The organism is Streptomyces torulosus (genome assembly GCF_001419765.1).
GTDB lineage: Bacteria > Actinomycetota > Actinomycetes > Streptomycetales > Streptomycetaceae > Streptomyces > Streptomyces torulosus.
In genome coordinates this window covers 1-7950 of the sequence record NZ_LIRK01000168.1, presented here as the reverse complement: position 1 = coordinate 7950, position 7950 = coordinate 1, and the positions used below count along the sequence as shown (strand labels likewise).

Here is a 7950-nt window from a genome sequence, read left to right as displayed (position 1 = left end):
CCTCACACCCCGTCGGCGAACTCCGCGAGCGTGGTGAAGTCGGCAGCGCGCAGCCCCAGCCGGGGGTCGATGTGCAGCAGCAGGGCGGGGGCCTTGTGGTGGACGGTCACGTGGGCGCGGTCCCGGCTGCCGAGTTCGTCGTCGACCCAGGCGAAGGGGCGTCCGGCGGCGTGGGCGACGAGGTGGCGGGTCTTCCAGAAGAGGCCCGAACCGTCGGTCCCGGGCGGCGGTGCACCGTCCGGCCACTCCACGACGGGCAACTCCGGCAGGCCGAGGACGGGAGCGATGAACGTGTTGGCCTCGCCGACCCAGGTCGTCGCCCAGGTCAGTTCGAACCGTGCGGCCAGGGCGCGGAGTTCGGGGCCGTGGGCCTCGTTGAGCCAGACCCGCAGCGGCTTCACCGCCGCCGGGGGCCGACCGGGGTGCCGGGCGATCCAGCCGTCCGGCTTCATCCGATAGGTGGTGTAACCGGCGGGCCGCCGCTCGGGCTTCGCGGCGTAGGGGTTCAGCGGCCCGTCCACGTCGAGGTAGAGGAGCGGCCGGATCGTCGTCATGCCCTCGCGCCCCTCCGAGGTCCGCACGGGGATGGTCGCGGCCGAGTCGTCGCCATCGTCCTCACCCGCACCCTCCCCCGTCCGCACACGGACCCTACGCGTCACGCGCCGCTGCCCGCCTGCGCGTTCTGCCACTGGGTGAGGAGTCGGCGGGTGCCGGCGGCGGTCGGGTGGGCGGCGCCCAGGGTGCGTTCCATCGCGGCGACGATCGCGGTCATGTCGTCGACGGCCGCCCCGTTGTCGGGGCCGGTGCGGTCGTAGCGCAGGATCGTGAGGGAGCTGCGGGCGATCAGGACGAGGTTGTGGTCGGCACCGAGGTGCTCGGTGCCCGCGGTGACGACGTCCTCGTACGCCGCCTCCGCCTCCTCGGTGCGGCCGTCCTGGCCGAGCCATTCCGCGAGGCACTGCCGGGCGGCCAGGGCGTCGGGGTGGCCGGGGCCGAGGACAGGGGTGATCTCTCCGATCAGTTCGCGTATCGCGGTGAGACGGTCGGGCAGGTTGCCCGTCTCGCCCCGGATCTGGAAGCTGAGCAGACGGGTCGAGAGGGTGTCGGGGTGGGCGGCGCCCAGGACGCGCGTCATGTCCGGCAGGACGGAGTTCAGCCGGTACAGGGCGATGTCGGGCCGTCCCCTCTGCAGGGACATGGCGGCCGACAGGGCGCGGGCGCGCAGTACGGCCGGATCGTCGCCGCCGAGGCGCAGCTGCGCCAGCGCCACCGGGAACGGCACCTCCCGGTTCGCCATCCGGACGAGGGCGACGACCGCCCCCAGGGAGATGAGCAGATGGACCCAGATCAGTCCGCCGATCGGTACGAACAGGGCGCCCACACCGGCCACCACGAGCCCGCCCACCGGCCAACGCCATGACTTCGACACTCGCTGCATTCGAACATCATTGCGGCCCGACAAGTCCGGCGGAAGAGCACGTAGTTGGCCGTTGGCGGCCACGTGGTCGACCACTGGTAACCGCGTAGCCGACCGCTCGTGAGCGCGTAGCCGACCGCTCGCGATCGTCGAGACGACCGCCGAGACGACCGCCGATGACCGTCGTCCGGTCCGCTCCCTCACCCCGCCCAGACGATCGCCTGCAACTCGCTGTAGGCGTGCAGGGCGTACGAGCCCACGTCGCGTCCCACCCCGCTCTTCTTGAAGCCGCCGAACGGCGCCTCCATGTTGCGGCCGACGGTGTTCACGCCGACGCCGCCCGCGCGCAGGCGTCGGGCCACGCGGAAGGCGCGGGCCACGTCTCCGGACCAGACGTAGTCGATGAGGCCGTAGTCGGTGGCGTCGGCGAGCCGCACGGCGTCCTCCTCGTCGTCGAAGGGGAGGACGACCACGACCGGGCCGAAGATCTCCTCCCGGACGACCCGCATGTCGGGGGTGCAGTCGGCGAGGAGGGTGGGGGCGACGTAGAAGCCCCGGTCGAGCGGCGGGCGTTCGCCGCCGGTGACCACGCGGGCGCCCTCCTTGCGGCCCAGTTCGACGTACGACTCGACGCGGTCACGGTGGGCCGCCGAGATCACGGGGCCGACGACCGTGCCCCGGGCGCGGGGGTCGCCGACCGGCAGACGGTCCGCGTACGCGGCGAGCCGCGTCACCACCTGGTCGTAGACGCCCCGCTGGGCGAGGACCCTCGTCGGCGCGGTGCAGATCTGTCCGCTGTAGAAGGAGAAGGTGGTGCCGATCCCGGCCACCGCCGACGGCACGTCCGCGTCGTCGAAGACGATCGCCGCGCCCTTGCCGCCCAGCTCCATCAGCTGGCGTTTCATGTCGCGCCCGCAGACCTCCGCGATGCGCCGGCCGACCGCCGTGGAGCCGGTGAAGCTCACCATGTCGACGTCGGGCGAGTCCACGGCCGCCTCGCCGGCCCGCGGGCCGGTCCCGCTCACCACGTTCACCACACCGGGCGGGATCCCGGCCTCCTCCAGGGCCTCCGCCATGCGGTACACGGACAGGGGGTCCTGGGGCGCGGGTTTCACGACGACCGTGTTGCCCATGGCGAGGGCGGGCGCGATCTTGCCCGCCGGGTTGGCCCACGGGTTGTTGTACGAGGTGATGCAGGTGACGACGCCCACCGGCTGCCGTACGGCGAGGGCGCCCATCACGGCCGCCCGTCCGAACGGGCCCGCCTCGTTGACCTGGGGGGCGATGGGTTCCTCCGTCGGTTCCGGCCGGGCGTAGCGCTGGAAGCGGGCGGCGGCCACAGCGACCTGCATGCCCCGCGCGGTGCCGGTCGTCGCGCCGGACTCGGCCCCGGCGAGGTCGGCGTACGGGACGAGCCGGGCGCGGATCAGCTCCGCCGTGCGGGCCAGGACGGCGGCCCGCTCGTCGGGGGAGGTGCGCGACCACGCGCCGAGGGCCTCGCGGGCCGCGGCGGCGGCCGCGTGCACCTGGTCCCGCGAGGCCTCCGGCGCCAGCCCGACGACCTCCTCGGTGGCCGGGTCGATCACCTCGTAGTGCCCGTCGTCGGGCTCCATCCAGGAGCCGCCGATGAACAGCCGCTGCCGCTCCGGGGAGCCCGCCCCGGCGCTCACCTCGTGCTCACCGTGCGGGTGTCGCGGCCCGAGCGGAGCACCGTGCCGGGCACGGCCCCGGTCACCACGTCGTCGCGGATGGTCTCGACTCCGTTGACCCAGACCGCCCGCACGCCGAGGGCCTTGGAGTCCAGGCGTGGGCTGTCACCCGGCAGGTCGTGCACCAGGGTGGCCTTGCCGGCGTCGATCCGCTCCGGGTCGAAGAGGACGAGGTCGGCATGCCAGCCCTCCGCGATCCGCCCGCGTTCGCGGAGCCCGAACAGCCGCGCGGGGTCGTCGGTCAGCATCTTCACCGCCTGTTCGAGGCCGACGAGCTTCCGGCCGCGCAGACAGTCCCCGAGGAACCGGGTGGTGTAGGGGGCGCCGCACATGCGGTCCAGGTGGGCGCCTGCGTCGGAGCCGCCGAGGAGGACGTCCTCGTGCCGCCAGGTCTCGGCGCGCAGCGCCCAGGACGCGGGGTCGTTGTCGGTGGGCATGGGCCACAGCACCGTACGGAGGTCGTCGGCGGCGCAGATCTCCACCAGGCAGTGGAAGGGGTCCTGGCCGCGTTCGGCGGCGATGTCCCGCACGACCCGTCCGGTGAGGCCCTCGTTCGCGGCGCTGTAGGTGTCGCCGATGACGTACCGGCCGAAGTTGGCGAGCCGGCGGAAGACGCCCGCCTCCTTGCTCTCGGCGCGCCGCAGCAGTTCGGCGCGGACCTCCGGGGCGCGGAGCCGCTCGATCCGCTCGGGCACGGGCAGACCGAGGACCGGGCCCCAGCCGGGGATCAGGTTGAGCGCGCAGAACGTGCCGAGCGACATGTTCATGGGAGTGAGGATCGGCATGGTCAGGGCGACCACCCTGCCGCCGGCCTTGCGGGCCCGCTCGCTGGCCTCCAGCTGCCGCGGCACCCGCTCGGGGACGGCCGCGTCGATCGTGAGGACGTTCCAGTTCAGGGGGCGTCCCGCGACCGAGCTCATCTCGACGAAGAGGTCGATCTCGTCGTCGCTGAACTGGTTGAGGCAGCCCGCGACGATCGCCTCGATCTGGGTGCCCTCGTGCTCGCCCACGGCCCTCGACAGGGCGATCAGCTCGGCCGGCCGGGCGTGCCGGGACGCCACCGGGCTGCCGTCGCCGTCGCTGTGCGAGGAGGACTGGGTGGTCGACAGGCCCCAGGCGCCCGCCTCCATCGCCTCGTGCAGCAGCCGGACCATGTCGGCCAGTTGTGCCTCGGTGGGCTGCCCGCCGATCGCGTCCGGCCCCATCACGTACCGGCGCAGCGCGCAGTGCCCCACCATGAACCCGGCGTTCACCGCGATCCGCCCGTCGAGGGCGTCCAGGTACTCGCCGAACCCGTGCCAGTTCCAGGGCGCGCCCTCCTCCAGCGCGACCAGCGACATCCCCTCGACCTTGGACATCATCCGCCGGGTGTAGTCGGCGTCCTCGGGCCGGTCGGGGTGGAGCGGCGCCAGGGTGAATCCGCAGTTCCCGCCGGCGACCGTGGTCACCCCGTGGTTGAGGGAGGGTGTCGCGTACGGGTCCCAGAACAGCTGCGCGTCGTAGTGGGTGTGCGGGTCGACGAAGCCGGGGGCGAGGACGAGCCCGGCCGCGTCCTCGGAGGTACGGGCCTGTTCGGTGACGGTGCCGATGACGGCGATACGGCCGTCGCGCAGGCCGACGTCGGCGGTGTAGGCGGCCGCGCCGGTTCCGTCGACGACGGTCACGCCTTGGATGACATGGTCGAGCATGCCTCGCTCCTTCCGGGTACTGGTGACTGGGTGGGTGCCGCCCGTGCCGCCCGTGCCGCCCGTGCCGCCCGTGCCGCCCGTGCCGCCCGTGCCGCCCGTGCCGTCGGGGGCAGCCTCACCCGGCCGCCCGGAACCGCGACGTCCGGTGCACGGGGTCCGTGTCGATCTTCGGGATGACGTGCTCCCCGACGAGCCGGATCGTCTGCAGCGTCTCCTCCTTGGGCACCCCCACCGGCAGCCCGAAGCTCAGCTGGTCCGCGCCGGCCTGCTCCCACCGCTTGCACTGGGTGAGGACCTCGTCCGGGTCCCCGCAGATCAGCAGTTCCTCGGCGATGAGCAGCTCGATGAACTCCTCGTCGTACGGCGGCAGCGTCTCGGGCCACACCGGGAACCCCTCGGGGCGCGGGAACGTGTCGTGGTAGCGGAACACCAGCGACGGCAGGTAGTGCAGGCCGCCCTCCACGGCGATCCGTACGGCCTCCTCGTGCGTCGGCGCGCAGATCGCCGTGGTCGTCACCATGACGTTGTCGTTGACGAAGTCCCCGATGGGTTCGGCGTCGACGACCGCGGTCTTGTACTGCTCCAGCACCCACTCCATGTCGGAGACCTTCTGCACGCTGAAGCCGAGCACACCGAGCCCCTTGCGCGCGGCCATGGCGTACGACGGCGGCGACCCGGCGGCGTACCACATCGCCGGGTGGGACTTCCCATACGGCTTGGGCAGGATCTTGCGCGGCGGCAGCGACCAGTGTTTGCCCTGGAAGCCGACGTACTCGTCCTGGAGCCACATCTTGGGGAACTCGGCGATGGTCTCTTCCCAGATCTCCTTGGTGTAGTTCATGTCGGTGACGCCGGGGATGAACCCGAGGATCTCGTGGGAGCCGGCGCCGCGGCCGCTGCCGAACTCGAAGCGGCCCTCGGAGAGGTGGTCGAGCATGGCAACCTTCTCGGCCACCTTCACCGGGTGGTTGACCTGGGCGAGCGGGTTGAAGATGCCGGAGCCGAGATGGATCCGCTCGGTGGCGTGCGCGAGGTAGCCGAGGAAGACGTCGTTGGCGGAGAGATGCGAGTACTCCTCCAGGAAGTGGTGCTCGGAGGCCCAGGCGTACTTGAAGCCGGACGCGTCCGCCTGGATGACGTACTCGGTCTCCTCCATCAGCGCCCTGTGCTCCGCGAGCGGGTCGGTCTCGGCCCGCTTGCCCACGTACCCCTGTACAAAGAGCCCGAATTCCACGGAGGTTCACCGTCCCCACAGCCCGTGGCCGCGCCGGCGGCACAGCCTTTCTGACGAGGCGTCAGATTCTGATACGGCCGACTGTTCCACCGGCCCCGTGGAGCGTCAATAGCTGATGGACTGTCAGCAGGAGTTCAGAGGAGACTGACCCCGGCGAGCCATCCGCCGTCGACCACGAAGGGCTGACCGGTGATGTACGACGAGTCCTCGCAGGACAGGAACAGCGCCAGACGGGCCACCTCCTCGGGCCTTCCGATCCGGCCGAGCGGGATTCGCTTGCGGTAGAGCTTGTCGACGGTCTCGGCGGACACCCCCTCACCCGGATCGGTCATCGCGGTGTCGACGGCACCGGGACAGACGGCGTTGACCCGGATGCCCTTGCGCGCCAACTCCAGCGCGGCTACCCGGGTCAGGCCGACGATGGCGTGCTTGGTGGCGGCGTAGGCGCCGACGTACGCCATGCCGGTCAGGCCCGTGTACGACGCGGTGTTGACGATGGTGCCGCCGCCGGCCGCCTCGATCTCGGGGGCGAGGGTCCTGATCCCGAGGAAGACGCCGACCTGGTTGACCTGCACGACCTGCATGAACTCGTCGAGGGAGGTGTCGACGAGAGCGTTGAAGCGCAGGACTCCGGCGTTGTTGACCAGCCCGTCGACCCGGCCGTACGCATCCTTGGCGGCGGCCGCGGCGGCCGTCCAGTCCTCCTCGCGACCCACATCCAGATGGACGTAGAGGGCGCCGATCTCCTTGGCGAGGGCCTCGCCCTGGTCGTCGAGGACGTCGGCCACGACGACCCGCGCCCCTTCCTCCCGGAACAGCCGGGCCTCCTGTTCCCCCTGCCCCCGTGCGGCGCCTGTGACGAGGACGACACGTCCGTCGAGCTTGCCCATGTGGACTCCCTTCGCGCGGCGTTGGCCGAGGTCAGCGTACCGCTGAACTGACGATCCGTCAGGTACGCACAGACCGCTTGCATATGCGACTCAAGTAACCCGCCAGTAGGGATATTTGACTCTGTCGAGAGTCTTTGCAGAGCCCAATAATCCTCCATCGGAAGGTAAAGCCCCCCCCCAAGGAGTGAACGCAAGATGGCGAAGAGGCGGTTCAAGAACAAGAAGGTCCGGTACGTCGCGATCGGAGCCTCACTCGTGACGGGCGCGGCCGCTGCCGCCGTACTGCTTCCTTCGGCCAACGCCGCCGAGGAACGGACCCCGGAGCAGATCATGGGGATGTGCGAGAGGACTGCCGTCCTGAACGGGAAGAAGCAGTCCACCGCTGATTTCGGAGGAGGGCTCGGAGACGGCTTCCTGTCCGACACCTGTGATTTCGTCGAGACCAAGTTCGAGACATTCGACGGACCCACCGAGAAGGTGACCGTCGACTTCCCGAACTGCGAGCCGAACGCCACCGCGCCGGCGAAGGTGACGACCGAGTTCTCGAAGGCGGTCGGCCAGGGTCAGGGCAAGTACACCGTCACCCAGCAGGGCGCGCTCGGCGGCCTGTTCGGCGCTCTCAGCGGCTCCTGGGTGAAGCACAAGGGAACCCTGGACATGACCGTCAAGACGGCCACGGCCAGCGAGTCGGAGCAGCGGGAGGTGCCCGTCGGCAAGGTCATGCACGTGACGTTCACGCCGAAGATGCAGCGCATGACAGGCGAATGGCGCGTGCACATCGACGCCCGCGAGGCGACGACCGTCACCAACGCCACCCCGGAGCAGAACTTCGTCGCCGAGGAGGTCGTCGAGGGTCCGGTGATCCTGGCGGGCGCCGCGGGCACGCCCGGACTCGCGGACGGCACCTCCAAGGTCGTACTGGAGGACTGCTGACCGGCACCGGCCGGCCTCCCTCATCCGAAGACACCCCCACGGGATCCGCACCGCCTCCCCCCTCCCGACGGTGCTCCCC

General features: G+C 71.2%; 6 protein-coding genes and 1 pseudogene. 1 reads left to right on the top strand and 6 read right to left on the bottom strand.

The features are described 5' to 3' along the window. Positions 1–2: 2 nt before the first annotated feature. The 6 genes and pseudogenes from AOK23_RS12285 to AOK23_RS12260 all read right to left on the bottom strand — a co-directional run bounded on the left by AOK23_RS12285 (position 3) and on the right by AOK23_RS12260 (position 6938). The gene (locus tag AOK23_RS12285; RefSeq protein ID WP_055712756.1) at positions 3–554 is read right to left on the bottom strand and encodes an HAD domain-containing protein; all 552 of its coding nucleotides are present in this window, start codon (positions 552–554) and stop codon (positions 3–5) included. A 101-nt stretch (positions 555–655) separates the two neighbouring features. Then, positions 656–1438 (bottom strand): tetratricopeptide repeat protein, encoded by a 783-nt coding sequence (locus AOK23_RS12280; protein WP_055712754.1) that lies wholly within the window; start codon positions 1436–1438, stop codon positions 656–658. Positions 1439–1617: 179 nt separating this feature from the next. Next, entirely contained in the window at positions 1618–3030 is a 1413-nt protein-coding gene (locus tag AOK23_RS12275) for an aldehyde dehydrogenase family protein (RefSeq protein ID WP_055712755.1), read from the bottom strand. A gap of 53 nt (positions 3031–3083) precedes the next feature. After that, positions 3084–4823 (bottom strand): annotated as a pseudogene (locus tag AOK23_RS12270) (N-acyl-D-amino-acid deacylase family protein); the annotation flags it as partial. A 106-nt stretch (positions 4824–4929) separates the two neighbouring features. Further along, positions 4930–6048 (bottom strand): LLM class flavin-dependent oxidoreductase, encoded by a 1119-nt coding sequence (locus AOK23_RS12265; protein WP_079049438.1) that lies wholly within the window; start codon positions 6046–6048, stop codon positions 4930–4932. Between the two features lie 134 nt (positions 6049–6182). After that, positions 6183–6938, bottom strand: a complete 756-nt coding sequence (locus AOK23_RS12260; RefSeq protein WP_055712751.1) for an SDR family NAD(P)-dependent oxidoreductase — start codon at positions 6936–6938, stop codon at positions 6183–6185. Positions 6939–7133: 195 nt separating this feature from the next. Between AOK23_RS12260 and AOK23_RS12255 the strand changes: the two genes are divergently transcribed. Further along, positions 7134–7871: a hypothetical protein gene (locus AOK23_RS12255; RefSeq protein ID WP_055712750.1), complete on the top strand. Its 738-nt coding sequence runs from the start codon at positions 7134–7136 to the stop codon at positions 7869–7871. The last annotated feature ends 79 nt before the right edge of the window (positions 7872–7950 follow it).